Source organism: Actinomycetospora atypica (assembly GCF_042653685.1).
Lineage (GTDB): Bacteria > Actinomycetota > Actinomycetes > Mycobacteriales > Pseudonocardiaceae > Actinomycetospora > Actinomycetospora atypica.
This window is the reverse complement of sequence record NZ_JBHSIV010000032.1, coordinates 24,420-49,100: the sequence shown is the minus strand read 5'-3', so window position 1 is coordinate 49,100 and position 24,681 is coordinate 24,420. Positions and strand designations below refer to the sequence as shown.

At 75.8% G+C, this 24,681-nt stretch carries 25 protein-coding genes; 12 read left to right on the top strand and 13 right to left on the bottom strand.

Annotated elements, in window-relative coordinates; translation table 11 throughout:
* Positions 1-59: 59 nt before the first annotated feature.
* The 5 genes from ACFPBZ_RS23535 to ACFPBZ_RS23515 all read left to right on the top strand — a co-directional run bounded on the left by ACFPBZ_RS23535 (position 60) and on the right by ACFPBZ_RS23515 (position 5,381).
* Entirely contained in the window at positions 60-1,010 is a 951-nt protein-coding gene (locus tag ACFPBZ_RS23535; RefSeq protein WP_378038544.1) for an ATP-binding protein, read from the top strand.
* An 8-nt stretch (positions 1,011-1,018) separates the two neighbouring features.
* The gene (locus ACFPBZ_RS23530; protein WP_378038543.1) at positions 1,019-1,417 is read left to right on the top strand and encodes an SCO5389 family protein; all 399 of its coding nucleotides are present in this window, start codon (positions 1,019-1,021) and stop codon (positions 1,415-1,417) included.
* Between the two features lie 99 nt (positions 1,418-1,516).
* Complete coding sequence (locus ACFPBZ_RS23525) at positions 1,517-2,536, top strand: ABC transporter ATP-binding protein (RefSeq protein WP_378038542.1); 1,020 nt, start codon at positions 1,517-1,519, stop codon at positions 2,534-2,536.
* The gene (locus ACFPBZ_RS23520) at positions 2,533-3,336 is read left to right on the top strand and encodes an ABC transporter permease (RefSeq protein WP_378038541.1); all 804 of its coding nucleotides are present in this window, start codon (positions 2,533-2,535) and stop codon (positions 3,334-3,336) included. The genes ACFPBZ_RS23525 and ACFPBZ_RS23520 overlap by 4 nt, the downstream gene beginning before the upstream one ends.
* An 800-nt stretch (positions 3,337-4,136) precedes the next feature.
* Positions 4,137-5,381 carry a pyridoxamine 5'-phosphate oxidase family protein gene (locus tag ACFPBZ_RS23515; protein WP_378038540.1) on the top strand — a complete coding sequence of 415 codons (1,245 nt, stop codon included), beginning with the start codon at positions 4,137-4,139 and terminating at the stop codon, positions 5,379-5,381.
* A 34-nt stretch (positions 5,382-5,415) separates the two neighbouring features.
* Here the strand turns inward: ACFPBZ_RS23515 and wrbA are convergent, their stop codons facing one another.
* Entirely contained in the window at positions 5,416-6,042 is a 627-nt protein-coding gene (gene wrbA / locus ACFPBZ_RS23510; RefSeq protein WP_378038539.1) for an NAD(P)H:quinone oxidoreductase, read from the bottom strand.
* 70 nt (positions 6,043-6,112) lie between these two features.
* Here wrbA and ACFPBZ_RS23505 point away from each other — a divergent pair, with 70 nt between their 5' ends.
* Positions 6,113-7,411: a PucR family transcriptional regulator gene (locus tag ACFPBZ_RS23505; protein ID WP_378038538.1), complete on the top strand. Its 1,299-nt coding sequence runs from the start codon at positions 6,113-6,115 to the stop codon at positions 7,409-7,411.
* Positions 7,399-9,387: a homocysteine S-methyltransferase family protein gene (locus tag ACFPBZ_RS23500; protein ID WP_378038537.1), complete on the top strand. Its 1,989-nt coding sequence runs from the start codon at positions 7,399-7,401 to the stop codon at positions 9,385-9,387. The genes ACFPBZ_RS23505 and ACFPBZ_RS23500 overlap by 13 nt, the downstream gene beginning before the upstream one ends.
* Here ACFPBZ_RS23500 and ACFPBZ_RS23495 read toward each other — a convergent pair whose 3' ends face one another.
* The 5 genes from ACFPBZ_RS23495 to ACFPBZ_RS23475 all read right to left on the bottom strand — a co-directional run bounded on the left by ACFPBZ_RS23495 (position 9,388) and on the right by ACFPBZ_RS23475 (position 14,494).
* Positions 9,388-10,434 carry a TIGR03857 family LLM class F420-dependent oxidoreductase gene (locus ACFPBZ_RS23495; protein WP_378038536.1) on the bottom strand — a complete coding sequence of 349 codons (1,047 nt, stop codon included), beginning with the start codon at positions 10,432-10,434 and terminating at the stop codon, positions 9,388-9,390. It lies immediately after the preceding gene.
* A complete protein-coding gene (locus ACFPBZ_RS23490; RefSeq protein WP_378038535.1) occupies positions 10,431-11,534 on the bottom strand; it encodes a phosphotransferase family protein in 1,104 nt (367 codons plus the stop codon). The genes ACFPBZ_RS23495 and ACFPBZ_RS23490 overlap by 4 nt, the downstream gene beginning before the upstream one ends.
* Before the next feature lie 26 nt (positions 11,535-11,560).
* Positions 11,561-11,917 (bottom strand): nuclear transport factor 2 family protein, encoded by a 357-nt coding sequence (locus ACFPBZ_RS23485; protein WP_378038534.1) that lies wholly within the window; start codon positions 11,915-11,917, stop codon positions 11,561-11,563.
* 5 nt (positions 11,918-11,922) lie between these two features.
* Positions 11,923-13,659, bottom strand: coding sequence for a PEP-utilizing enzyme (locus ACFPBZ_RS23480; RefSeq protein ID WP_378038533.1), 1,737 nt, complete (start codon positions 13,657-13,659; stop codon positions 11,923-11,925).
* A 154-nt stretch (positions 13,660-13,813) separates the two neighbouring features.
* Positions 13,814-14,494 carry a TetR/AcrR family transcriptional regulator gene (locus tag ACFPBZ_RS23475; RefSeq protein WP_378038532.1) on the bottom strand — a complete coding sequence of 227 codons (681 nt, stop codon included), beginning with the start codon at positions 14,492-14,494 and terminating at the stop codon, positions 13,814-13,816.
* Between the two features lie 148 nt (positions 14,495-14,642).
* Here ACFPBZ_RS23475 and ACFPBZ_RS23470 point away from each other — a divergent pair, with 148 nt between their 5' ends.
* A complete protein-coding gene (locus tag ACFPBZ_RS23470; RefSeq protein ID WP_378038531.1) occupies positions 14,643-16,208 on the top strand; it encodes an AMP-binding protein in 1,566 nt (521 codons plus the stop codon).
* Positions 16,208-16,828 (top strand): histidine phosphatase family protein, encoded by a 621-nt coding sequence (locus tag ACFPBZ_RS23465; RefSeq protein WP_378038530.1) that lies wholly within the window; start codon positions 16,208-16,210, stop codon positions 16,826-16,828. Before ACFPBZ_RS23470 ends, ACFPBZ_RS23465 begins: the two co-directional genes overlap by 1 nt.
* 2 nt (positions 16,829-16,830) lie before the next feature.
* Here the strand turns inward: ACFPBZ_RS23465 and ACFPBZ_RS23460 are convergent, their stop codons facing one another.
* A complete protein-coding gene (locus ACFPBZ_RS23460; protein WP_378038529.1) occupies positions 16,831-17,451 on the bottom strand; it encodes a MarR family transcriptional regulator in 621 nt (206 codons plus the stop codon).
* Positions 17,452-17,569: 118 nt separating this feature from the next.
* Here ACFPBZ_RS23460 and ACFPBZ_RS23455 point away from each other — a divergent pair, with 118 nt between their 5' ends.
* Genes ACFPBZ_RS23455 through ACFPBZ_RS23445 form a run of 3 tightly spaced genes read left to right on the top strand, consistent with a single transcriptional unit; the run spans position 17,570 to position 21,019 of the window.
* Positions 17,570-18,772, top strand: a complete 1,203-nt coding sequence (locus tag ACFPBZ_RS23455; protein ID WP_378038528.1) for a cytochrome P450 — start codon at positions 17,570-17,572, stop codon at positions 18,770-18,772.
* The gene (locus tag ACFPBZ_RS23450) at positions 18,765-19,568 is read left to right on the top strand and encodes an SDR family oxidoreductase (protein WP_378038527.1); all 804 of its coding nucleotides are present in this window, start codon (positions 18,765-18,767) and stop codon (positions 19,566-19,568) included. The genes ACFPBZ_RS23455 and ACFPBZ_RS23450 overlap by 8 nt, the downstream gene beginning before the upstream one ends.
* Positions 19,565-21,019, top strand: coding sequence for a pyruvate, phosphate dikinase (locus ACFPBZ_RS23445; RefSeq protein WP_378038526.1), 1,455 nt, complete (start codon positions 19,565-19,567; stop codon positions 21,017-21,019). Before ACFPBZ_RS23450 ends, ACFPBZ_RS23445 begins: the two co-directional genes overlap by 4 nt.
* Before the next feature lie 6 nt (positions 21,020-21,025).
* Here the strand turns inward: ACFPBZ_RS23445 and ACFPBZ_RS23440 are convergent, their stop codons facing one another.
* The 6 genes from ACFPBZ_RS23440 to ACFPBZ_RS23415 all read right to left on the bottom strand — a co-directional run bounded on the left by ACFPBZ_RS23440 (position 21,026) and on the right by ACFPBZ_RS23415 (position 24,675).
* On the bottom strand, positions 21,026-21,214 hold the full coding sequence (locus ACFPBZ_RS23440) for a hypothetical protein (protein ID WP_378038525.1): 189 nt from the start codon (positions 21,212-21,214) through the stop codon (positions 21,026-21,028).
* 135 nt (positions 21,215-21,349) lie between these two features.
* Positions 21,350-22,126, bottom strand: coding sequence for a tyrosine-protein phosphatase (locus ACFPBZ_RS23435; RefSeq protein ID WP_378038524.1), 777 nt, complete (start codon positions 22,124-22,126; stop codon positions 21,350-21,352).
* Positions 22,123-22,881, bottom strand: coding sequence for an energy-coupling factor ABC transporter ATP-binding protein (locus tag ACFPBZ_RS23430; protein WP_378038523.1), 759 nt, complete (start codon positions 22,879-22,881; stop codon positions 22,123-22,125). The genes ACFPBZ_RS23435 and ACFPBZ_RS23430 overlap by 4 nt, the downstream gene beginning before the upstream one ends.
* Positions 22,878-23,636 carry a cobalt ECF transporter T component CbiQ gene (gene cbiQ, locus ACFPBZ_RS23425; RefSeq protein ID WP_378038522.1) on the bottom strand — a complete coding sequence of 253 codons (759 nt, stop codon included), beginning with the start codon at positions 23,634-23,636 and terminating at the stop codon, positions 22,878-22,880. The genes ACFPBZ_RS23430 and cbiQ overlap by 4 nt, the downstream gene beginning before the upstream one ends.
* Positions 23,636-23,977 carry a PDGLE domain-containing protein gene (locus ACFPBZ_RS23420; RefSeq protein ID WP_378038521.1) on the bottom strand — a complete coding sequence of 114 codons (342 nt, stop codon included), beginning with the start codon at positions 23,975-23,977 and terminating at the stop codon, positions 23,636-23,638. Before ACFPBZ_RS23420 ends, cbiQ begins: the two co-directional genes overlap by 1 nt.
* Positions 23,974-24,675 (bottom strand): energy-coupling factor ABC transporter permease, encoded by a 702-nt coding sequence (locus ACFPBZ_RS23415; protein WP_378038520.1) that lies wholly within the window; start codon positions 24,673-24,675, stop codon positions 23,974-23,976. Before ACFPBZ_RS23415 ends, ACFPBZ_RS23420 begins: the two co-directional genes overlap by 4 nt.
* Positions 24,676-24,681 lie beyond the last annotated feature (6 nt).

Here is a 24,681-nt window from a genome sequence, read left to right as displayed (position 1 = left end):
TGACTCCGGCGCGGTACCCCGATCGATAACGACAACCGTTGTCGGATAACGTCCGGCCCGTGAAGATCGCCTTCGTCGGCAAGGGCGGCAGCGGCAAGACCACCCTCGCGTCGCTGTTCGCCCTGCGCGCCGCCGCGACCGGGGCGCCCGTGCTCGCGCTCGACGCCGACATCAACCAGAACCTGGCCGTCGCCCTCGGCGCCGACGAGACCACCGCGGCGGGCCTGCCCACGCTGTCCGGCCACGTCGGGGTGCTCAAGGAGTGGCTGCGCGGGGACAACCCGCGCCTCCCCGCCGCCGACCGGATGATCAAGACGACGCCGCCCGGCCGCGGCTCGCGGCTGCTGCGGGTCGACGAGGACAACCCGGCCTACGACGCCGCGATCCGCGAGGTCGTCCCCGGCGTCCGGCTCGGGCTGGCCGGCGCCTTCGACGACGCCGACCTCGGCGTCGCCTGCTTCCACGCCAAGACCGGCGCCGTCGAACTGCTGCTCGGCCACCTCGTCGACGGGCAGGGCGAGTACGTCGTCGTCGACATGACCGCCGGCGCCGACGCGTTCGCCTCCGGCCTGTTCACCCGCTTCGACCTCACGGTGCTGGTCTGCGAGCCGACGCTGCGCGCGGTCGGGGTGGTCCGCCAGTACGCGGGCTACGCCCGCGACTTCGGGGTGCGCCTCGGCGTCGTCGGGAACAAGATCGCCGATCCCGACGACGAGGCCTTCCTGCGGACCTCCCTTCCCGACGACGTCGGCCTGCTCGCCGTCCTCGGCTCCTCGGCCCACGTGCGGGCCGGCGACCGGGGCGCCGACCGGGCGATCGCCGGGCTGGAGCCGGAGAACGCGGCCGCGCTCGACGCCCTGCGCGCCACCCTCGACGCCCTGCCGCCGGACCGGGTGCGCTTCCAGGCCGACACCGTCGCCCTGCACCGGCGCAACGCCGAGCGCTGGGCCGGCGCCGCGCTGCTCGACCAGATCGACCCCGACTTCGTCCTGCCCGCCCCCACCTCCTAGGAGTCCCCGTGTCCCTCGACGTCTCCCCCGAGCTGCTCGCCGCCGCCGACCGCGACGAGGTGTCCGACGCCGACTTCGTCGCCTGCGTGCGCGACTCGCTGCCCTACGCATGGCAGGTCGTGTCCTCGGTGGCGGGCGCGGAGCCCGTGCCCGGGTCGCCGACCGTCCACGAGGTCCCGCCGCCCTCCGAGGCCGAGCGCGGCCAGCTGCTGCGCGCCCTCGCCTCGGACGCGATCCGTGGAGGCCTCGAGCGCCACTTCGGCGTGCGGCTCGCCTTCCAGAACTGCCACAAGGTCGCGGCCTTCGCGCCCGCGGGGCTCGACGGCGCCGACGCCGCGACGTACGCCGCGTTCGTCTCGCCGCGCGGGCAGCTGCTCAACCAGAGCCCGGCGCTGCGCGACTGCTGAGCGCTTGACCTGAACCGCGGGTGAGGTCGCACGCGCCGTCGGGCGTCCACCCGCTATCGAGATGCCGAGGTCGTCCCGCCCCGCGTAGCGTCGCGGGACGTGTCGACCCAGACGGAGCCCTCCACCAGGGGCGCCGAGAACCCACCCGCTCCCGCGGTCGAGGTCGCCGACCTCGTCAAGCGCTACCCGAAGGCGAAGACCAACGCGGTCGACGGCATCTCGTTCGCCGTCGCGCCCGGGGAGGTGTTCGGCCTGCTCGGCCCGAACGGCGCCGGCAAGACGACGACGATCGGGGTCCTGACGACCCGCGTCCGCAAGACCTCCGGCCGCGCCACCGTCGCCGGGATCGACGTCGAGGCCGACCCCGTCGGCGCCCGCGCGGTGCTCGGGGTGGTCCCGCAGCGGCCGAACCTCGACCGCTCGCTCGACTCCCGGGCCAACCTCGTCTGGCACGCCGCCTACCACGGTGTCCCGCGGGCCCGGCGCGGTCCGCTGGCCGACGAGCTCCTCGAGCGCATGGGGCTCACGGACAAGGCCACGACGAACCCCGACCAGCTCTCCGGCGGCCAGGCGCAGCGCCTCATCATCGCCCGCGGCCTCATGCACGACCCGCGGGTGCTCTTCCTCGACGAGCCCTCCACGGGGCTCGACCCGCAGGCGCGGCTCTTCGTCCACGACCGCGTCGCGGAGCTCGCGGCGGGCGGGGTGACGGTCGTGCTCACCACCCACGACATGGACGAGGCGGCCAAGCTCTCCGACCGCGTCGGCATCGTCGACCACGGGGTGCTGCTCGCCCTCGACACGCCCGCCGCGCTGGTGAGCCGCCTGACGGGGTCGGCCACCGTGGACCTGACCGTCACCGGCGTCGAGCCCGACCGGCTGCGGGAGCGGCTCGCCGCGGTGCGGGGCACCGCGGGCGCCGAGGTGCTCTCGGGCGGCGACGGGCCGGACGCGGCTCCGGCCCGCCTGCGCCTGCGCGTCGAGGGGGAGGCGGGTGCCGCGCTCCCCGGCCTGCTCGACGAGGTGGGCTCGGCCGGCGGCCGCGTCCTCGACGTCGCGCTCGGCGAGCCCACCCTCGAGGACGTCTTCATCGACCTGACCGGACGGGGACTGCGATGAGCACCACCGAGCTGCACCGCCCCCCGGCGGTCTCCCAGGGGAGGGCCTTCCTCGGCGTCCTCGGGCGCGACGTCGCCGTCACGGGCAAGGAGCTGGGCAGCTTCCTGTCCCAGGTCCTCGTCCAGCCGTTCTTCCTGCTGTTCGTCTTCGGCAAGGTGCTGGGCCAGCTCGGCTACATCGCGCCCGGCTACGCCCAGCTGCTGCTGCCCGGCCTGCTCGCGCTCAACGCGTTCTTCGTCGCGGTGCAGGCCGTGGCGCTGCCGCTGGTCATCGACTTCTCCTACACCAAGGAGATCGAGGACCGCCTGCTCGCGCCGCTGTCGACCCGCATGGTGGCGGTGGAGAAGATCGTGTTCGGGGCGCTCCGGGGTCTGATCGGGTCCCTGGTGATGATCCCGGTGGGCTACCTGGTGCTCGACGAGGTGGTCTGGGACCTGGGCGGGCTGCCGATCTCGGCGCTGCTGCTCGTGCTCGGCGCGCTCGCCGGCGGATCGGCGGGCCTCGTCATCGGGACGCTCGTGAGCCCGCGCCGGATCAACATCGTCTTCGCGGTGGTCATCACCCCGCTGCTGTTCACCGGCTGCACGCAGTTCCCGTTCCTGCAGATCGGGCAGCTGCGGTGGTTCCAGGTGATCTGCGCGCTCAACCCGATCACGTACGTGGCGGAGGGGCTGCGGGGGGCGCTGACGCCGCAGATCGTGCACCTGCCGGGCTGGCTGTGCGTGCTGGCGCTGGTGTTCTCGTGTCTGCTGTTCGGGGCGATCGGGATCCAGGGGTTCGTCCGCCGGGCGCTGGACTGACCGCCCCGACCAGGCGCAGCCAGACGACCGCGCCGAGCAGCGTCGGCACCGCGAACACGGGGCTCGGGAAGCCGAGCACCTGGCTCAGCGCGAGGTCGCCCACCGTGGCCACCGCCCCGGCCGCGAACCAGCCGGCGCCGGCCGTCGGCGGTGCCGGCCGGGCGGCGAACCGGAAGGTCGACCACGGCTTCGCGATCGAGAGCCACGCCTGGAACCCGAGGGCGGCGACCATGCACGCCGCGGCGGCGGCCATCCCGCCCGGGGCCGGGGCGTCGCCGGCGTCCACCGCGCGCAGCTGCACCGACAGGATGCCGATCCCCACGTAGAGCAGCCCGAGCGTGATCGCGAACTTCGCGGCGACCCACCCGTGACGGAGCAGGCCCCAGCGCGTGGCGAGGGCGAGCAGCACCCCGGTGACCGCGGAGGCGTTCGCGGCCGGCGCGAGCAGGGTCATGTCCAGCACGTGGGCCATGTCGACGGCGGCCGCGGCGCGCGCCGGCTCGTCGCGGGAGAGCGCGAACAGCACGACGAGGCCGAGCGCCGTGCTCATCCAGGCGAGCGAGGTCAGCACGTGGAGCCACACGAGGAGCTGCCGCCAGGTCCGCATGGACGACGACCCTCGTCGTCGGGCCGGGCCGCGACATCCGGGACGACCCTTGGTTCCCCCGGGGTGACGCAGGGTCGCCATCGGGGGGAAGTCCCTGATCGAGTGCCCCTTTCGGGGTAGTCCGGGCGCGTTTTCCGAGTACGGTCGTGCGCATCCCGGACCACGGCCGGGGGTCGCGAACGGGGGATCGCGTATGAACGGCGGGCTCGGAAGGGTCGAGGACAGGTCGGGGGAGACCACCGGGGAGATCGACCTCTCGCGGCTCCCGGGGCCCCGTGCCGCGGACGACGACGAGGCCGGTCCCCCTCGCGGGGTGACCGGGGAGGCGCCGCCCGACGAGGCCCGCCCCGAGCCCGATCCCGATCCCCAGGACGCGTGGACCGACGACGACGCCGGGCCCGATGACTGGGACGAGGAGCCGTTCCCCGACGGCCCGCTGCACGGCGACGTCCTGCACCGGGTGGTCGCCGCGGGCACGGCCGTGCTCGCCACCTCCGACCTGCACGGACGGCGCGACATCAGCGTGCTGTCCGGCCCGCGCTGCTTCCTGCGGGTCCTCGACGCGACGCGGCTCGCCTTCCCCGACGAGGGCGAGGAGTCGACCACCGCCGTCCGCGCGAACCTCGCCGAGGTCGCCGGGCTGGGCATGCTGCTCGTCGACCACGACGGTCGCCGGGGGCTGCACCTCGACGGCACCGCCCGGGTGGTGCCGGCCGCCGAGCTGCGCGCGGAGCACCCCGACCTGCCGGAGTCCCCGGTGCCGGGCCGGCCGACGGACGTCTGGGTGGTCGTCGAGGTCGGCGATCTCTACCCCCTCGACGGCGACGACGTGCCGCGCTTCGGCGCCGGTCGTCCCGCGGCCGCCCCGCCCCCCGAGCGGGGTCGCTCGCGGGGGACCCTGGCGGCGCTCGCCGTCCTGGGCGTGCTGGTGCTGCTGCTCGGGGCGCTCTCGATCGTGCTCGCGACGTCGGGTGGGCAGCAGGAGGTGGGTGCGCAGTCGCCCGCTCCCGCGCCGGCGCCCGCGGCCGACGCGGCCCCGACCGGGCCGCCGGTGCTGCGCGGGCAGGTGCGCCAGGTCCTCGACCCCGCGACCGTGGTGGTCGACGTCGACGGGCGCCCCGTCACCGTCGCGGTCGTCGGGCTCGACGCGGCGACGATCCCGGCGTGCGCCACGCCGGCCGCGCTCGCCTTCGCCCGCGAGACCCTCGACGGGCAGACCGTGACCCTCGTGCCCGACCCGACGCTGCCGCCGTCCCCGTCGGGGCCCACCCGCGCCTACGCCGTGCTCGGCAGCCAGCTCTCCTACACCGACGCGGCCATCCTCGGCGGGCACGCGAAGGCCTCGGGCGCCGCGCAGTACCGGGCCGTCTTCGACCGCGAGCAGGGCGTGGCGCAGGACGACGGGGTGGGCATGTGGGGCCCGCCCTGCGTGTCCTGACCCGCCCCGCGCTCTTCCCGACGAGCCCCGTGGCTCAGTCGGCGATCTTCGCGGCGACCTGCGCGAGCCGCGCGCCCTGCACCCGGGCCGCGACGAGGGCGTCGTCGTCGGGGGCCGACGACTTCTTCGACACCCACGACGCGCCGTAGGGGTTCCCCGAGCTCATCAGCGAGGGGTCGGCGGCGTAGCCGAGCGGCATGATCAGCGTGCCCCAGTGGTAGTAGACGTTGTTCATCGCGGCGATGGTCGTCTCGAGGCCGCCGTGCTCCGTCGAGGCCGAGGTGAACGAGGTCCCCACCTTCGACGCGAGCTTGCCCTGCGCCCACAGCCCGCCGGTGGTGTCGAGGAAGGCCTTGAGCTGCTCGGCGGCGCCGCCGAAGCGGGTGGGGCTGCCGAGCGCGATGCCGTCGGCCCACTCGAGGTCGTCGAGCGAGGCGGTGGTCTCGTAGGGGTTGTTCTCCACCCACTCCTTCCAGCGCCGGTTGCCCTCGATCGCCTCGGCGGGGGCCCGCTCGACGACGGGCCGCACGCGCACCTCGGCGCCCTCACCGCGCGCCCCCTCCCCGAGGGCCTCGGCGAGCGCGGCCACGTTGCCGGTGGCGGAGTAGAAGACGACGACGATCCTGGGGCGAGCGGAGCGACGGGGATTCGGCTCGGCCACGGGGGTCCTCCTTGCTCTGGGGTGTGGTGATCACCCTCTCGCGGCGGGCGGGTCACGGCACACTGGACCCGTGGTGGCAGCAGGCCGGTTCCCGGTGGGCAGGTCCGCCCCGCCGGCGGCGCGCAGCGGGGGCGGCGAGACCCTGCGCGGCCTCGTCGTGCTCTACCGGCGCCTCTCGGCCCTCGCCGCCGCCCCCGACGGACCCGGCGCGGTCACCCGGCTGCTGACCGGGGAGCTCCGGGTGGTGGCGGCCGTCGTCGCGCCCGACTCGACCGTCCTGGCGGCCTCCGCGCCCGGGGTCGACGAGGCGCGGGCCGCGGCGGTGCTGCGCGCCGAGATCGCCGAGCCGCGCTGGGAGCGGGTGCTCGCGGCCGCGGCCCGGGGCGGGCGGGCCCTGCGGGTGCCGGGGTCGGGCACGTGGGTGCGGGTGGTGGTCCCGGTCGAGGTCGCCGGGTCGGTCGCGGGGTTCCTGGTGGCCGAGGAGGACCCGGGGGAGGACGTCCGCCCGGCCGGCGACGACGTGGTCCTGCTCGCCGCCGAGCACGCCGCCACGATCGTCGGGGTGCTGCTCGGGCGCGAGCGGGTGCTCGCCGTGGCCGCCGGCCAGGTCCGCGACGACCTGATCTCGGGGCTCGTGCTGGGCCGCGCGCGGTCCTCGGCCGAGGCGGCGCAGTGGGCCGAGCACGTGGGGCTCGACGCCGACCGGACGCACCGCGTGCTCGTCGTCGTGCCCGCCGCTCCCGCCGAGGAGGAGGGGACCGCCCCCGCCGAGCTGCTCGCCACGGTCCGCGACCGGATCGCCCGCCTCGTCCCCGACGTCCTCGCGGTGGTGCGGGACCGCGAGGTGGTGGCGGTGATCCCGGCCGACGCCGATCCCGAGGGCGTCGGGAACCGGGTGGCCACCGGGATGGCCCGCGGTCGCGAGCCGTGGCCGGTGACGGTCGCGCTGGGCCGGGAGGTGCCCGACGTCGCGGGGCTCCCGGGCTCCTACGACCAGGCGCACCGCACCGTCGAGGCCGCCCGCCGGCTCGGCCGCGAGGGCCGCCTGCTGCGCTTCGAGGACCTCGGGGTCCACCGGCTGCTGCTGCAGGTCCCCGACCCCGAGGACGCCCGGGTGTTCGCCCGCGAGGTGCTCGGGCGCCTGGCCACCGACCCGTCCGAGCGCACGGTGGAGCTGATCCGCACGCTCGCGCGCTACTTCCGCGAGGACGGCAGCCCGCAGCGCACCGCGAAGGTCCTCTCGGTGCACCCCAACACCGTCGGCTACCGGCTGCGGCGCGCCGAGGAGCTCTCGGGTCTCGTCCTCGACCAGTACCGTGACCGGCTCGCCGCGCAGGTCGCCCTCGAGATCCTCGGGTGGATGGAGTGACGGGGTTCGGCTCGGGCGAGCGGAGCGACGGGGGATTCATCTCGGGCGAGCGGAGCGACGGGGGATTCACCGAGGCACTCTGGCGCGGGACGCTGCTCTGCGACGGCGCGATGGGCACGCTCGCGCAGGCCACCGGGGCGCGGGCCGACGGCGCCGGCAGCGAGCTGGTGCTGCTCGCGCCCGAGCTCGTCTCGGCGCTGCACCGGCGCTACACCGACGCGGGCGCGCAGGTGATCCAGACCCACACCTACGGCGCGGGCCGCCTGCGCCTCGCCCCCCACGGGCTGACCCGGCAGGTCCGCGAGATCAACCTGACCGCCGCCCGGCTGGCGCGGGCGGTCGCCGACGACGCCGGGCGCCGCGTGTTCGTGGCCGGGTCGATCTCCCCGGCCACCTCCCCGCGCGTCCCGGGCCCGGCCGACCCGGTCGCGGTGCGGGCGGCGGTCCGGGAGCAGGCCGCGGCCCTGACCGAGGGCGGGGCCGACCTGCTGATCCTCGAGACCTTCGCCCACGCCGAGGAGCTCGCCGACGCGCTCTCCGCCGCCCGCGAGGCCACCGACCTGCCGATCGTCGCGCAGGCGACGTTCGTCTTCGAGGACGGCGAGCCGGTGACCACCCACGGCGAGAGCCCGGAGGAGGTGGCCGCGGTGGTGGGTGCGCTCGGACCGGTCGCGATCGGGTCGAACTGCACCCTGGGGCCGCAGGGGCTGCTCACCGTGGTGCGGCGCATGGCGGCCGCCGTGCCACCCGGGGTCGCGGTGACCGCCCAGCCGAACGCGGGCCTGCCGCACGTCGTCTCCGACCGCAGCGTCCGGTTCGCCTCCGACGCCGCGCACTTCGGGCGCTACGCCGCGCGCTACGTCGCCGCCGGCGCCCGGCTCGTCGGCGGGTGCTGCGGGACCACCCCGGCGCACGTCGCGGCGGCCGCCACCGCGCTGGCCGAGGGCCCGGTCCCCGACGAGCCGGTGGTCCCGCCCCGCCGGGTCCTGCACCTGGCGCCCGGCCCGACACCGGACACGACGGCTCCGGGTAGGGCCGGCGAGCCGGGGCGCGGCGCGTTCGGGCGGTGGCTCGAGGCCCGGCACCGTCGTCCCCTGGTGGTCGCGGAGCTGACCGGGCCCGAGGGGCTCGACGCGCACGTGGCCCGCGGGCGGGCCGCGCTCGCGGCGGGCCCGGAGGTGCTCTGGGCGGGCCGCGAGCGCTCCCGGCGTCCGCGCACCACCGCCGCGGCCGTCGCCGCCGGGCTGCAGGAGGCGGTCGACGCCGACGTCGCGCTGACCGTGACCAGCTGGAACGCCAGCCGCATGGCCCTGCAGGCCGACCTGCTCGGGCTCGACGCCCTCGGCGTGCACACGATCGTCTGCGAGACCGGCAACCCGCCCGTGCACGCCGACCGCCCCGTGCGCGACGGGGTGTGGGAGGTCGACGCGGTCGGGCTCGTCGGGCTGGCGGCCGGGCTGACCGGCGGCGTCGACGCCGACGGGCTGCGCCTCCCGGCGGCGCCGTTCCGGGTGGGGGTGCGGGTCACGCCCGGCTCGGACGACCTCGACCGCGAGATGGCGCGCGTGCGGGAGAAGGTGGAGGCGGGTGCGGAGTTCCTCGTGACCCGCCCCGTCTTCGAGCTCGACCGGGTCCGGCGGGTGCTCGCGGGGCTCGCCGCGGTCGGCGTGCGAGTGCCGGTGCTGCTGACGGTCGCGCCGCTCTCCGGGTTCGCCGAGGCCGAGCACCTGGGCCACGAGGTGCCCGACGTGGTGGTCCCCGACGGGGTGCTCGCCCGCATGCGGGCGGCCGGGGACGACCCCGGGCCCGGCCTGGAGCTGGCCGCCGACCTCGTGGCGGAGGCGGTCGGCGAGGGGCTCGTCGCCGGCATCGTCGTGCGCCGGCCGGGTCCGGCGGAGGCGCTCGCGGAGGCGGTCACCCGGCTCGGGGAGACCGCGCGGGCCGCGCGCAGCCCGGCCGCGCGCGGCCGGGCCTGATCACACCGGGACGGGTGCGGTCCTCCCGTAGCTCTCGACGACGGGGGCGAGCTCGGCCGGCGTCGACGCGTGCATGATCACGCCGTCGACCCCGAGGTCGAGCTGGGCCGCCACCGCCGCGGCACACCTCTCCGGGCTCCCGGTCGCGGCGGGGGCGAGCCAGTCGGCCGGGAGCACGGTAGCGAGGTGCTCGATCTCGTCGCGGGTGGCGACGACGTCGGCCCACCCCCCGAGGCCCGCGACGACCGGGTCGGCGCGGAAGCGCTCGAGGTCGGCCGGGTCCCACCCGTTGGTGCGCACCAGGAGGTCCCCGTAGACCTGCAGGTAGGTCGCCAGCCGCGCCACCGTGCGCTTCAGCCGGGTCTCCTCGGGCAGGTGGTCGGGCACCGTCGCGAAGCAGGACCACACCCGGACCGCGGCGGGGTCGCGTCCGGCCCGCTCGGCGGCCTCGCGGACCGTGGCGACGCAACGGGCGGTCGTCTCGTCGGTGAAGAAGGTGTGCAGGACGACGGCGTCCGCCGCCCGGCCCGCCAGGGCCAGGGTCTGCGGTCCGAAGGCCGTCAGGGCGACCGGGATGTCCTCGTCGAACGTGGGATCGAGTCGCAGCGCGGGCCAGCTCCCGGCCGGGCCGTCGTGGCCGGTCACGGTCTCCCCGTGCCACAACCGGCGCATCAGCCCGATGAAGTCCTCGAGCTGCGCCGTGGTGGTCGGCGGCAGTCCGAAGGCCTTGAGCTGCGGCGCGAGCCCCCGCCCGAGCCCCAACGTGAACCGACCCCCGGTGAGCCGGTGCATCGTCGTGGCCCACGCCGCGGTCACGGCCGGGTGGCGCGTGTTGTGGTTCGTCGCGGCGGTGGCGACGCCGAGCTCCGAGGTGATCGCCCCCATCGCCCCGGTGAGGCAGGCCGCCTCCTTGATCGAGAAGCGCTCGGAGAGGAACGCGGTGCCGAACCCGAGCTCCTCGGCGAGGCGGACCTCGTCGAGCAGCTCCCGCGGTGACTCCGGCTGACCGCCGAGGGTGTAGAAGCCCAGCTCGGGGTGCCTCGTCACCGCCGCTGCTCCGGGACCCGCCGGGCGCGGACGGCCTCCACGGCGCCGCGGTCGGCCACGGCCGCGCAGTTCCGCTCCAGCAGGGCGAGGATGAGGGTGTTGACCTGCTCGACGTCCGGCAGCACGGCGATCGCGGCCGTGGTGATCATGAGTCCGCTCATCACCTGGGTGCGGTAGTCCTCGACGGCCTCCTCGACCGGGTAGCCGGGGTCGACCACGGCGTACTCGGCGAGGTAGTGCCGGAGCAGCCGGTCCTCGTGCTCGCGCCGGTCGGCGACGGTGAGGCTGCCCGAGAGGAAGTACCCGACGTCGTACATCGGGTTGCGCAGCCCGGTGACCTGCCAGTCGATGAGGACCGCGCGGACCGCGCCGTCCGCCTGCTCGAACAGCACGTTGTCGACCCGCGGGTCGCCGTGGGTGAGCGTCAGACGGGTCTGGGGCAGCAGGTGCCACTCGTGCGCGAGCTCGCTCGCCGCGGCGACGATCTCGAGGTCGTCGGCCGAGAGCCGGTCGCGGTAGCGCGTGAGCGCCGTCGCCGAGCCGGTCCGCACCATCGGGGTCCAGTAGTCGGCGGCCTCGGCCATGCGGATCGGCCACGCGGGTGCGGTGGCGGGATCGACGGGCGAGAAGGTCCCGTGCAGCCGGGCGAGCTGGGTGAGCACGGCGGCGGCCTCGGCCGGGCCGCACCCGGCGACCTGGTTGCCGGGGGTCGCGGCGGTGAGGTCCTCCACGACGAGGTTGATGTTGGTCTCGTCGCCGGCCACGTGGAACAGGTGCGGGATGCGGCAGGCGGCGCGTTCGGTGATCGCGCGGTAGCCGCCGATCTCGCGGTGGTAGGCACCGCTGCCCAGGCCGTGCTGGTGCACCTCGGGGGAGCGGGGCCGGAACTTCGCGACGACCGCGTCGGGGGCGCCCGGCGGACGGGTCGCGTAGTCGATGCCGACGTGGACGGTGTCGCTCACGTTGCCCGCGCCGATCGGGCGGCAGGTGACCCCGCGGACCTCCACACCGGGGAAGGCGTCGGCGAGGACCGCGCCGACCCAGTCGGCGTCGATCTCGGTGGTCTCGTGCAGCAGGGGGACGGAGGCGGTGAGGCTCACGGGTCGACCTCGATTCGTCGGGGGCGTCAGCCCCACGGTTCGGTGGAGTAGGGGGTGTTCCAGACGTCGGTGATGCGGCCGTCGGACACGCGGAAGACCTCGATGCCCGACAGCAGGCGCTCGGCGGTGCGGCCGCGGGCGGTCCAGACGAGGACGGCGAACTCGTCGTCGCCGGCCAGGACCTCGGCGGTGAAGAAGGGCTGCCACTGCGGGAGATCCGCGCGGATGCGGGCGACCTGGTCGTCGTGGCTGAGGGTGCGGGTGCCGCCGGGGTCGTGCCGGACGAGCCCGTCCGCGGTGATCTCGCGGACGAGCTCGACGTCTCCGGCGTGGTAGATCTCGTCGAGGTAGCGGCGGACGACCTCGACGGGGGAGGAGCCCACCGGGCTCAGCCGACGATCGTGACGGTGGCGGCGGTGCCGTCGACCTCGATCGTCGCGCCGTCGGGGATGCGGCCGGTGGCGTCGGTCGCCGACACCACGCACGGGATCCCGAGCTCGCGGCTGACGATCGCCGCGTGCGAGAACGGCGCGCCGACGTCGACGACCACCGCGGACGCGGCCACGAACAGCGGCGTCCAGGACGGGTCGGTGATCGGGGCGACGAGGATGTCGCCGGGCTCGAGCTCGGCGTCGTCGTCGGGGTCGGTGAAGATGCGGGCGCGGCCCCGGGTGACGCCGGTGCAGCCGGAGACGCCCTGGATCACCTCGCCCGCGGTGGCCGCGGTGTGGGTCCGGTCCGAGCGGCGCTTCCACTCCGAGAGCGGCGGCGCCTCGCCGACGACGACGAACGGCGGCTCGCGGTCGAACAGGTCGAGGTAGACCCGCTCGCGCTCGCGGAGCCGCTCGGTGAACGATGCCGGGTCGGCGAGCCAGGCGTCGAGCTCCTCGGCGAAGAGCATGAAGACCTGGGCGGGGGCGTCGAGGTGCCCGGCCGCCGCGGCGCGGCGCCCCAGCTCGAGGGCGGGCAGGCGCAGCTCGTGGACCAGCATCGCCGAGGTGGTGCGCGAGCGCTCCCGCCCCCGCAGCCACAGGGCCGCGGCCCGCAGGGCCACCTCGAACTGGCCCGACGCGTCGGGGTCGCCGGCGAGCATCTCGCGCACCGTGGCGGTGGCCGCCTCGCGCTCGGCGGCCCGCGCGGCGTTCTTCACCGCCGGGGCCTCGTCGTCGGGGACCGTGCGCATGCGGTCGACGGTGTGCAGCGCGAGCTCGGGGCGCAGGCCCCAGGTCATCGCGCGCAGCTCCCACTCGGCCGGGCCGCGGAAGTCCCAGGCGGCGAGGAAGGCGTCGAGGTGCTCGCGGAAGGCGACGACCTCCGGGTCGGTGGCCGCCGCGATCCGCTCGGCCAGTCCGGTCACGCCCTCGTCGAACAGGGCGGCGACCGGGCCGGAGCGGGCGAGGCGACTGAGCGCCCACATCCCGTTCGACGGGCCGGCCGAGTCGACGTCGCCGATGCCGCTGACGAGGGTGAGCCCGAGCTCGGGGCGCCCGACCGCGGCGGCGAGCTGGCCGACGGCGCCGAGCCCGACCCCGGACTTGAGGCTCGACTCGATGTGGTGCTGGAAGAGGCGGCGCTGCAGGGGGCCGAACGAGCGCAGCCGGTCGACGAGCTCCTGGTCGGACAGCGTGGCGACGTCGGGCCGGCCGGCGCGCACCGCGAGGACCTCTGCGCGGTCGGCGTCGTAGGCCGGCAGCCCCTCGGCGAGCAGGACCTCGTTCATCAGCCAGGCGCCGGCCTTCTCCGAGGACGCGGGGTCGTCGTCGAAGTCGCGACGCTCGCTCTCGTAGCTCGGGATGCCGGGCATGTCGCCGAAGTACTGCAGGTCGACGGCCTCGGCGCCCATGCCGGGCACCCGGACGCCGAAGAGCCGCATGAGCGACATGTTGATGTAGAGGTAGCTGCCGAAGGCGGGCAGCACGTTGCGGTCGACCGTCGAGTCGTAGAGGTCGTGCTCCCACACCCCGCAGGCCACGAAGGCGTCGCGCCAACCCGGCTCGAGGTACTCCTGGAAGCCGACCGACGCGTTCAGCGGCGAGATCGGGTCGGGGAAGATCTCACCGACGTTGGCCCGCGAGTACAGCGGGAACGTCTTCGAGGTCGCGTCGAAGATCGGCCAGTCGTTCACGGAGGTCTCTCCCTCGTCGCTGCCGGGGCCGCGCCGGTGACGGGCCCGCGGTCACCGGGCGACGTCGAGGCGGCGTCGCGCGCGATGTGACTCGCTCGTCGCATCGTGACGGGGGCCACGTCGGGCTGTCAAGCGACTCCCGGGCGACGGGGCGCTACACGAGCGGCAGGGCGCGGTGCCAGACCTCGCCGACGGCGGTCGCGAGCTGCTCGATGCGCTCGCGCCGCGGCGTCTCGGCGGCCAGCCCGATGTGCACGTAGGCGGTCTGCTCGATGGCCGACCCGAGGACGTCGGCGAGCAGGTCGAAGTCGGTCTCGGCGAGCCGTCCGCGGCGGTGCAGCTCGCGCAGCCACCGCGCCGTGCGCTCGACGTAGTTCGCCCGCTGGCGCAGCCACAGCTCGCTGAAGCCCTCGTCGGTGCTCGTCGCGGCGGCCTCGCGCATGACCCGCAGGATGCGGCGGTTGCGGGCGTAGGAGGTCAGGTACGCGCTGGTCAGGGCGATCAGCGTGGCGCGGTCGGTCCCGTCGCCGGAGCGGGCGGTCCGCTGCGTGGACGCCGTCAGCTCGTCGAGGCTGGGGCGCAGCGCCTCGAGGAAGATCTCGTCCTTGCTCGCGAAGTGGCGGTAGAAGTTGCCCTGCGAGACCCCGGCGCGGAACACGATGTCGGCGATGCGGGTGCGGCTGTAGCCGTACTCGGAGAAGCAGCCCACGGCGGCGTCGAGCAGCTCCTGGCGCGTCCGCAGGCCGCGGGTGTTCTTGCCGCGCCGCAGGGGCGCCGGCTCCGCGGCCGGGGGCCCGTCCTGCGCCTCCCCGGACGCCGCGCTCCCGCCGCTCACCCGCCCACCCCGATCCTCCGCCGTGAAGCAGTCGTCACGGTAGCGCACGCGGGGCGGTACCCGAGCCGCGGCGAACGTGGCGTTGCCCGAAGCACGATGCGACTGGTTCTATACATCTGTCCAGCGTCGACCCGGAGGGGAGCGCCCTGTGTACCCCGGCAGCATCGCCCGAGAGGCGCCGGACCGGCCGGCCGTGGTGCTCGCGGAGACCGGCGAGACCGTGACCTACGGCGAGCTCGACGGGCGCAGCGCCCGGCTCGCGACCGCGCTGCGCGCCGGGGGCCCGGGCCGGTCGGGCCTCGTCGACGGCGACGTCGTCGTGATCCTGCTGGGCAACGACGTGCGCTGGGGCGAGGTCTGCTGGGCCTGCTGGCGCAGCGGCCTCGTGCTCGCCGCCGTGAACCCCCACCTCACCGCCCGCGAGCTCGCCCCCGTGCTCGCCGACGCCGCGCCGCGGGTCGTCGTCACCACCCCCGACCTGGCGCCGGTCGCGGCCGAGGCGCTCGGCGCGGCGGCCCGGGGCGTGCGCTGGCTGCTCGTGGGCGGTGCCACTGACGGCGAGGACCTCGACGCCCTCGTCGCGGGCACCCCCCGCGATCCCGACCTGCCGGAGCGCGCCGGCGGGCGGCTCCTGTTCAGTTCGGGCACCACCGGCCGCCCCAAGCCCTTCCGTGTCCCGCCCCGCGACGTCCACCCCGACGACGTGGGCGTCCGGTCGGCCGGCCTGATGCGCATGCTCGGGTTCTCGGCGCCCGGCGCGGACGACCCGGACGTGCTGCTCGTCCCGGGTCCCGCCTACCACGCGGGCCCGCTCGGCTTCCTGCAGTCGCTGCACCAGGCCGGGGGCACGGTGGTGCTGATGCGGCGCTTCGACGCGGAGGCCGCGCTCGCGGCGATCGAGCACCACCGGGTCACCCACAGCCAGTGGGTCCCGACGATGTTCGTCCGCCTGCTGCGCCTGCCCGCGGACGTCCGGAACCGGTACGACCTGTCCTCCCACCGGATCGCCGTGCACGCCGCGGCCCCGTGCCCGCCCGCGGTGAAGCAGGCGGTGCTCGACTGGTGGGGGCCGATCGTCCACGAGTACTACGGGGCGAGCGAGGGCTACGGCCGCACCGTGATCGGCCCGCACGGGTGGCTCTCCCACCCCGGCTCCGTGGGCCGGGCCGTCGCGAGCACCGTGCACGTCACCGACGACGACGGCCGGGCCCTGCCGCCCGGCGAGGTCGGCACGGTCTGGTTCGCCACGCCCGACGCGGCCGAGCCCGCGCGTCGTCCGGACGGCTCGGCCGACCTCGGTGCCACGCCGGGGTGGGGCGCCGTCGGCGACCTCGGCCGCCTCGACGCCGAGGGTTTCCTGTACCTGACGGGGCGCGCGGGCCAGACGGTCATCACCGGCGGGGTGAACGTCTACCCCCGGGAGGTCGAGGACCTGCTCGCCGAGCACCCGCAGGTGGACGACGTGGCGGTCCTCGGCGTGCCCGACGAGGAGTTCGGCGAGCGGGTCGCCGCCGTGGTCGTCCCCGCGACCGGGGCGGGCCCCGACCTCGCCGGCGAGCTCGTCGGGTGGTGCCGAGCGCGGATCACGCATGTCAAGTGCCCCCGCGAGGTCCACCTGGTCGACGCCCTGCCCCGCAACGACACCGGCAAGCTCCTGCACCGCGTGCTGCGCGACCGCCTCGCGGGGGCGCACGCCGGACGAGGAGAGCCCTGATGGAGATGCTCCTCGTCCGCCACGGGCGCCCGGTCAGCGAGCACGCCGCCGACGGCGGGGCCGACCCGCAGCTCTCCGAGGAGGGCCGGCGCGACGCCGGACTGCTCGCCGAGTACCTCGCCTCCGGGATGGTGCCGGCCCCGGACGCGGTGTGGACGTCCCCGATGCGCCGGGCGCGCGAGACCGCCGGGTACCTGGTGGACCGGATGGCCCTGCCGCTGCGCGTCGACGACCGGCTCGCCGAGTTCGACGCCGGCGCCCCCAGCTACGTCCCCGTCGAGGAGGCGTCCGACACCGAGCAGGCCGAGCTGTGGCGGGCGCTGGAGACCGGCCGCTGGGGCGCGCACCGCTTCGATCCCGACGAGTTCGAGCGGCGGGTCCGCGCCGCGTTCGACGACGTGGTCGGGTCCGGCTCGGGCGGCGTGGTCGCCGTGGTGTGCCACGGCGGGGTCATCAACTCCTACCTCGGCGGCCTCCTCGCCCGGCCGCGCGGGATGTTCTGCCGCCTCGACTACACCTCGGTGAGCCGGGTCCTCGCCTCCCGTCGCGGCCACCGGCAGCTGGGCAGCCTCAACGAGACCGCCCACCTCCGGCTCGTCCGCCCGTCGGGACCCGGGTGAGGTCAGCCCTCGTCGGTCGCGTCGCGCGTGCGGCCGAGCGAGAGGATGAGGTCCTGGTGCAGCTCCATCCAGATGTCGTGGTAAGAGTCCTGCAGCGGCGCTGTGAACGCCGATCGCTCCCCGGCCCGGACCCGCGCGAGGGCGGCGCCGAGCCGGGCGCGGTAGGCACCCATGCGGTCGACCGCCGCCCCGAGGTCGTCGAGGACGCCGCCGACCCGGGCGTCGACGTCGGCCAGGCGCTCGACGACGGCCGCGTCGTGGGCCGGGTCGGCGTGGTCGTTCGGCGTGGCGTCGTCACCGCGCGTCTGCCAGGCGTGACAGACCGCCTTGAACTCGCCGTTGAGGGGCAGGAACCGCTCGTAGGCCTGCTCCAGGGCCGTGCGGTCGACCTCGTCGACGGCCTCGGCCAGCAGCGCGCCGTGCGCGGCCTTCCCGTCCTTCGTGAGGCTCCAGCCCTCCACCCGGCCGCCGGAGCGGTGCCGGACGAGACCCTCGGACTGGAGGGCGGCGAACCGGTCGGCGACCTCGGGCTCGGGCAGGGACACGATCCGGGCCGCGACCGCCGGACTGCTCATCCCCTTCACCCGCAGGGCGTGCATGGCCCGGAACCGGACGTCGTCCACCGTGTCCTCCTCGTCGCCGAAGTGTGAACGTCAGTTGCATCTCGACGCAGACTAGTGTTGCCTGTCACCGTCGGGCAAGCACGTCAGGGCCCGCAGCAGCCGGCCCAGCGAGGGGACGATGGTGACCACCGCGGCGAGTATCGACCTCACCGACGTGTCCGTGTTCGCCCAGGGCCGGGACGCCGAGGTCCTGCGGCTCCTGCGCGACGACCACCCGCTGCACTGGAACCCCGAGCCCGACGGCGGGCCCGGGTTCTGGTCGGTGACCCGCTACGCCGACGTCCGGCGCGTCGCCTCCGGGACCGACGTGACGGTGCGGGAGGGGACCCAGATCCCGAGCCGGCGCGCCGAGGGCGAGGGCGCCCGGAGCATCCACCACCTCGACGCCCCGGAGCACATGAAGCTGCGGCGCCTCGTCGTCCCGGCCCTGCGCCCGGCCGCGGTGAAGCACTGGGAGGCCGAGATCGTCGCGGTCGTCGACGAGCTGCTCGACCCGTGGATCGGCGCCGGCGAGTTCGACCTCGTCGCCGAGATCGCCGCGCAGCTGCCCCTGCTCGTCCTCGGCCGCCTGCTCGGGGTCCCCGCCGCCGACTGCCCCGACATCCTGCGGTGGACCAACCAGATGGCCTCGGCCGACCCGGAGTACTCCGCCGGCCCGGAGACCGCGGCCCGCGCCCGCGACGAGGTGTTCGCCTACTTCCGGGAGCTCGAGTCCGCCCGCCGCGAGGCGCCTGACGACGGCCTGGTGTCGGTGCTCGCGCGTGCCGAGGTCGACGGCTGCCCGCTGACCCGCGGCCAGCTCGACGCCTACTACCTGGTCCTCATGGTCGCCGGGAACGAGACCACCCGGAACCTGGTCTCCGGCGGCGTCCACGCGCTCAACCAGTTCCCCGGCAGCTGGGGGTGGGTCACCGCCGACCCCGCGACGAGGCTGTGCCCCGCGGTGGAGGAGATGCTCCGCTGGGTCTCCCCGGTCCTCTGCATGCGACGCACGGCGACGCAGCCCCTCGAGCTGCACGGCCGGACGGTCTCCCCGGGCGAGAAGATCGTGATGTGGTTCGCCTCGGGCAACCGCGACGAGCGGGTGTTCTCCGATCCCGACCGGTTCCGGCCCGACCGCGACGAGGGCGACCACCTCGGCTTCGGGTGGGGCGCGCACGCCTGCCTCGGCGCCCACCTGGCCCGGCTCGAGACGACGGTGTTCTTCCGGCGCCTGGCCGAGCGCGGCCTCGTCGTCGAGCAGACCGGGGAGATCGACCGGCTCGCGTCGAACTTCTTCCGCGGGACGAAGCACCTCCCGGTGCGGATCACCCGTGGCTGAGCGCCGGCGGGTGCTGGTGACCGGCGCGGCGTCGGGGATCGGGGCGGCGCTCGTGACGCAGCTGCGCGACGACTGCGAGGTGCTCGCCCTCGACCGCACCCCGCTCGACCCCGCCCCCGGGGTCGAGCCGCTGCACTGCGACCTGGCCGAACCCGCGCAGGTCGCGGCGGTCGTCGGGGAGCTTCGGGGCCGGGTCGACGCGGTCGCGCACGTCGCGGGCGTGCCGGGCACCGCTCCGGCCCCGACCGTCCTCGCGGTCAACGTGCTCGCCCCGCTGCAGCTGATCGGCGGCCTGCTCCCGGAGCTGCCGTCCGACGGGTCCGTCGTGACCGTGGCCTCGATCGCCGCGCACCGTTCCGCGGCCCCGGTCGAGGTCGTCGACGAGCTCCTGGCCTGCACCGACCCCGCCGGGATCGCGGCCTGGCTCGGACGCCACCCGCACACCGGGCCGGAGGCCTACGACGTCTCGAAGAAGGCGCTCGTGCGCTGGACCCTGCTCACGGCGGTGCGCCACCTCGCGGGCGTGCGGCTGAACTCGGTGAGCCCCGGCCCGGTGGAGACCCCGATCCTCGCCGACTTCCGCGCCTCCATGGGCGAGGCCGACATCGAGCGGGCCGCCGGGGCCGTGGGCCGCCACGGCCACCCGGAGGAGGTCGCCGCCGCCGTCGCGTTCCTGCTCGACCCCCGGGCTTCCTGGATCCGCGGGCTCGACCTGCCCCTCGACGGCGGGCTGACCGCCCTGCGCGCCGCCGCCGCCGCCAACGCCCCGGCTACTGCTCCCGAGGAGACCCCGTGACCGCGACCGGCGTCGTCCCCCTCGACGGCACCAGCCGCCTGGGCCGCGACCTCCTCGGCGGCAAGGCCACGAGCATCGACCGCATGCGCGCGCTCGGGCTGCCCGGCCCCGCGGCGTTCGCGATCACCACCGCCGTCGGCGCCCGGTGCCGCGACGGCCTTCCCGACGATGTCTGGGAGCAGGTCCGCGGCGCCGTGGCCGGTCTCGAGCGGGACACCGGACGCCGGTTCGGCGACCCCTCCTCGCCGCTGCTGGTGTCGGTGCGCTCCGGGGCCGCGCAGAGCATGCCCGGGATGATGGACACCGTCCTCAACCTCGGCCTGAACGCCCGTCTGACGGCGGCGCTCGCCGGGCAGAGCGGCGACCGGGCGTGGGCGGAGGACACGGCCGCGCGGTTCCGGCGGTCGTACGCCGACGTCGTCGACCCCGCCGGACCGCCCGACGACCCGTGGGACCAGCTGCGTGCGGCGATCGCGGCCGTCTTCCGCTCCTGGGACAGCCCGCGGGCCCGGGTCTACCGCGAGCGCTACGGCATCCCGCACGACGGCGGGACCGCGGTCACCGTGCAGGCGATGGTGTTCGGCAACCGCGACGCGCACAGCGGGACCGGGGTCGCCTTCAGCCGCGACCCGTCGACCGGTGCGCCGGAGCTCTACGGCGAGTGGGTCGCCGGGGGCCAGGGCGAGGACGTCGTCTCGGGCGCGGTCACCCCGGCGCGGCTCTCCGCCCTCGCCGACGCCATGCCCGACCTCCACGCCGAGCTCGCCGCGGCGGCAGCAGTCCTCGAGGCCGAGTACCGCGACATGGTCGACGTCGAGTTCACCGTCGAGTCGGGGCGCCTGTACGTGCTGCAGGCCCGGGCGGGCAAGCGGTCGGCCGCGGCGGCGGTCCGCATCGCCGTCGACCTCGCCGAGGCCGGGACCATCGACCGGGCGACCGCCCTCGGCCGGGTCACCCCCGAGCACGTCCGCGCCCGGCTCGAGGAGGTCACCGCGAGCGGCGGGCAGACCCTCGCGACGGGGACGGCCGCGGGGCCGGGGATCGCCACCGGCCTCGTCGTCACCGACCCCGATGACGCCCTCGACGCCGATCCCGACGTCCCGGTGGTCCTCGTCCGGCCCTTCACCGAGCCCGACGACGTCCCCGCGATGTACGCGGCGGTGGCCGTCGTGACCGAGCACGGCGGGACCACCTCGCACGCGGCCCTGGTGGCGCGCGAGGCGGGCGTGCCGTGCGTCGTGGGGTGCGGCGACGGCGTCGTGGCGGCCCTCGAGGGCCGGACCGTCACGGTCGACGGCACGCGCGGCGTGGTCCTCGACGGCGACCGCACCGCCGGCCCCGCCGACCGGGATCCGCTCCCGTGGGAGTCGACCCTGCTGGCGTGGGCGGCGGATCGCGCCGGGGTGCCGGGAGCGACCCTGGCGGAGCTCCCGGACCTGCTGGCGGGGTGAGCGGGCTCAGACGGTGACGGCCGCCGTGGGGCGCACACCGCCGGCGTGGACCGCGGCGCGCAGGCGCGCGACGGTCTCGCGCAGGTAGGTCACCTCGCGCGTCAGCGACTCGACGGTCTCGCCGGCGAAGTCGTACGCCAGCTCGTCGGGCATGACCACGACCCCGCAGCAGGGGCAGGTCGCGGGGCTCGTCATTCGAGGGTCCACCTTCCGGGGGTCCGGCCGTCGGGGTACTGATCACCAGTCTCCCGACGGGGGTCCCTCCCGGCACTGTGGTGCGGCCCAGCGTTGGGCGGCGCCCTTTGTGGTCGGGCACAGACCGGGGCCGGACTAGGCCAGGAGGACCTTGCGCCACTGCTCCACGCGCTCGTCGGGAATCCCGGCGTCGCGGGCGAGCTGCCGCGCCCCGTCGCCGTCGAGGCGGTCGAGCACCCCGACGATGTCGCCGCGCGTCACCCCGACGTCGCCGGCCCGCACCACGCCGGGGCGGATCGCCCCGCGGCGCTCCAGGCGCCGCTGCAGGGCGACCCGGCGGGCGTTGGTGCGGGAGAAGTCGGCGTCGACGGCGGCCCGGGTGACCCCGGCCAGGCGCAGGAGCACGGCGACCGACACCCCGGTGCGGTCCTTGCCCGCCGCGCAGTGCACGAGGACCGGGTGCGGCCCGTCGATCACGGCGTCGAGCACCGTCGGCAACCAGTTCGGGGCCGCGTCCACCAGCGCGAGGTAGAGCTCGCCGGGGCGCAGGCGCCGGTCGCTGCGGGCCAGCAGCTCGGGGGAGAGCGCGTCGACCATCGGCAGGTGCAGCCAGCGGGTGTCGGCGAGCGGGTAGGGGTGGTCGAGCTCGGGGTCGCTGCGCAGGTCGATCGCGACGCCCGGCGGCCACTCGACCCCCTCCGGCCAGCCCGGGGCGCCGGGGCCGTCGTCGGCGAAGGGCGCGTCGCCGCGCAGCAGGACCCCCGGCCGCGTCCGGCGCCCGTCGGTGGTCGGCAGCCCCGCGACCTCGCGGATGTTCGTGAGCGGGGGGCCGGGCGGGGTGTGCGCCTCGACGTCGCGGCGGGTGCCGGCCTCGCGGCGCAGGCGGCGGATGCGGTCGAGGGGGTTCCTCACCCCGCGGAACCTAGCGAGGGCGTGAAGCCGAAGGGCAGTTCGAGACGGTGCTCACGCAGGAAGGCCTCGTCGGCGAGCAGGTCGCGGGTGGGGGCGTCGGCGACCACGACGCCGTCGTCGATCACCACCGACCGCGGGCAGAGCTGCAGGGCGTAGGGCAGGTCGTGGGTGACCATGAGCATCGTCCGGTCGAGGCCCAGGAGGACCTCGGCGAGCTCCCGCCGCGCGACGGGGTCGAGGTTCGACGACGGCTCGTCGAGCACCAGGATCTCCGGGTCGCACGCCAGCACGGTCGCGAGGGCCACCCGGCGGCGCTGCCCGCCGGAGAGGTGCATGGGGGAGCGGTCGGCGTGGTCGGCCATCCCGACGGCGTCGAGGGCCGCGGCGCACCGGGCGGACAGCTCGGGCTCGACGACCCCGAAGTTCAGCGGCCCGAAGGCGACGTCGTCGCCCACGGTCGGCATGAACAGCTGGTCGTCGGGGTCCTGGAAGACGACGCCGACCCGGCGCCGGACCTCCTGCAGGTTCGGTTTCGTCACCTCGAGCCCGCCGACGCGCACGGTCCCGGCGCCCGCGCGGTGCACGCCGTTGAGGTGCAGGACGAGGGTCGTCTTGCCCGCGCCGTTGGGGCCCAGCAGCGCCACCCGCTCGCCCCGCTCGATGCGCAGGTCGACGCCGAAGAGCGCCTGGTGGCCGTCGGGGTAGGCGAACGCCAGGCCGGAGACCTCGAGCGAGGGCCCGCCCGCCGGCGTCACAGGTACGCCACGGCCGCGCCGGTCACCGCGACGGCGGCCGGGACGAGGGCGCGGAGCCAGGTCCGGGGGCTCGTCGGGACGTCGGAGCGCAGCGGCATGGCCCCGGAGTATCCGCGGGCGAGCATCGCCAGGTGCACCCGCTCCCCGCGCTCGTAGGCGCGGAGGAAGAGCGTCCCCACCCCGCGCACGGTCGCGCCGATCTGCCAGAGGAACCGCGGGTCGTGGCCGCGGGCGATGCGCGCCAGCCGCATCCGCCGGGCCTCGGCCGCGATCACCTCGAGGTAGCGGACCATCAGCGTCGCGATCGTGGTGATCATCGGTGGCACCCGCAGCCGGCCGAGCCCGACGAGCAGGTCGCGCACGGGCGTCGTCATGCCGAGGGTCACCGAGATCAGGACGCCGAGCGTGCCCTTGACCAGGATGTTCCACCCCGCGAGCAGGCCGTCGACCGACAGCGAGAGCCCGAGGAACTCGGTGCGGGGCCCGGCCGCGAAGAACGGCAGCAGCACCGCGAGCACCACGAACGGGGCCTCGATCAGCGAGCGTGCGGCGATCGAGGCGACCGGCAGGCGGGCCACGACCCAGATCCCGACGAGCAGCAGGAGGTGCAGCCCGAACACCCAGAACGCCGCCCGGGGCGTCGCGACGACGGCGAGCACCAGGACGAACGCGACGACGATCTTGACGTGCGCGGGCAGGCGGTGGACGAGGCTGTCGCCCGCGTGGTGCAGCGTGTGCGCGTGGCCCGCTCCCATCAGGGGCCGGACCTCCGGCGCAGCACCCAGAACAGGCCGCCCGCGATCGCCAGGGTCACCAGCACCCCGATCACGCCCGCGACGCCGGTCAGCGCGTCGTCGCCGCCCACGGTGTAGCCGGCGAGCGGGCTGCCGTCGGTGGCGTGCTCGCCGGCGTTCTGCGCGATGCACCGCCCCTCGAGCTGCTCGCCGTTCTCGACGCAGCCCGACTGCGTCACGGCGTCGAGCCCGTCGGGCGAGCTGCTCGCGGCGTACGAGACGACCCCGGCGAGCAGCAGGGCGACCAGCAGGAAGACCCCGAGGAATCCCGCGTAGCGGCGGTTGGCCGTGGAGGTGCTCACCGGACCGTCGTCTCCTTGATCTCCAGGCCCGCGCGCTGCCCGCGCAGCAGGTACACGAGGTCGGGGCGCACCGCGGCGACGGCGCCGACGGTCAGGGCGGTGATGAGGCCCTCGCCGATCCCGATCAGCGCGTGGAAGCCCGCCATCAGGCCGAACACCGTGCCGAGCGCGAGCCCCTGCCCGCCGAGGGCGTACTCGAGCACGAAGCCCATCGACGCGACGACCGTGTTCACCCAGGCCGCGACGAACGCCGTCACGAGGAGTCCCGCCCGCGATCGCCGGGCGAGGGGGCGCAGCGCCACCGCCACCGCGAACCCGACGAACGTCCCGATCAGCGCCATGTTCGTGATGTTCGTGCCGAGCGCGGAGAGGCCGCCGTCGGCGAAGAGCAGGGCCTGCAGGACGAGCACGATCGCGACGCAGAGCGCCCCGACGTAGGGCCCGACGAGGATCGCGGTGAGCGCGCCGCCCAGGAGGTGGCCGCTGACCCCCGGCAGCACCGGGAAGTTCAGCATCTGGACGGCGAAGACGAACGCGGCGACGAGGCCCGCGAGCGGGGCCGTGCGGTCGTCGAGGTCGCGCCGCGCCCGGGCCACGCAGATCGCGAGACCGACGAGTGCCACCAGCCCGAAGGCGATCGAGACCGGCGCGTCCACGATCCCGTCGCTCATGTGCATGGCGACGATCTCCGTGCGCATGCGTCC